The 1042-nt window shown below is 27.4% G+C and carries 2 protein-coding genes; both read left to right on the forward strand.

The window, feature by feature from the left end; translation table 11 throughout:
- Window positions 1-468, forward strand: a 468-nt coding sequence (locus ACVC2P_RS03895) for a hypothetical protein (protein ID WP_452597177.1), incomplete at its 5' end; no start/stop codon positions are given.
- 144 nt (window positions 469-612) lie between these two features.
- Complete coding sequence (locus ACVC2P_RS03900) at window positions 613-924, forward strand: hypothetical protein (RefSeq protein ID WP_452597178.1); 312 nt, start codon at window positions 613-615, stop codon at window positions 922-924.
- The last annotated feature ends 118 nt before the right edge of the window (window positions 925-1042 follow it).

Here is a 1042-nt window from a genome sequence, read left to right on the forward strand (position 1 = left end):
TGGAATCCAACTGAGATTTATGTGACTAGAATTGACAATTGGTTTGATGGAAAATGGATGAACTACGCCGGAACAGAACTACACGCAATTTCATCTTGGAATTTTCAAGATATTTTAACGATTCCACCTTTTCATCCCAATCGTGTTGAATCGTCCGAATTTTATAAAAAAACGTCTGAACATTACGAAAAAAAAGGAAACCAAAATGCTTTGCATATAATTCAAGAAAGTAAAAACAACCTGAAAAGATATATTTCAGAATTTTCAACTAACGGAATTTTTGTTTGGTATAGCGGGAATTCTAAAACTAATGACAGAGGAACATTAATGTTATATTTAATAAAAGACTCGGAAACTAAAACTTTTTATATCACTTTAACTGAAAAAAAGAATTGGAATGTTTCTCAAACAAAAGGAGTTTTAACAAAGGAAATACAGTCGATTATCGAAAAAAGTATTGTAGTATAATTAATAAGAGTTCTGTGTTCAACTCAAAGTTTAGTTTTTTTTGATTTAGATTTACAATAAAAGATAAAACAAAATAAAAATATATCTTTAACGGATGTTTTCACATTATACTTATGTAACTCTTTTCATAAACCAAATTAATACATGCTAATAGGCTATTTTGACTATTTAATTATAGGAATTTTAATCTTTCTCAATATTAAATATTGGAACACAAACTTTTTAAAAAAAGCAGGTTGTATTCCAGTTGTACTCATGTTTGGATTTGCACTTCCATTTGTTTCTATGATTATTGAACTACAAATTGTAGGCGAATGGATGGATAGCTTTGAAGTCGTTTATACTTTTTTACGATTTCCAACCTATTGGATTATTGGAATCATTCAAATGATAATTATTAGAATTAGATTGAGCATAAAATCTGATAAAGAAAATAAAACCGAACATATTAAATAATCTTGAAAAGCTTACCATAAATAATAGTCTTGCTAACTTTCCCCTCTTTTATTTAGCCTAAAAAATATACGTAGATATACGTATAGGAATTCTCTTAAAAAAGTTACAACTTATACCA

The sequence above is a fragment of the Pontimicrobium sp. MEBiC01747 genome, assembly GCF_053601635.1.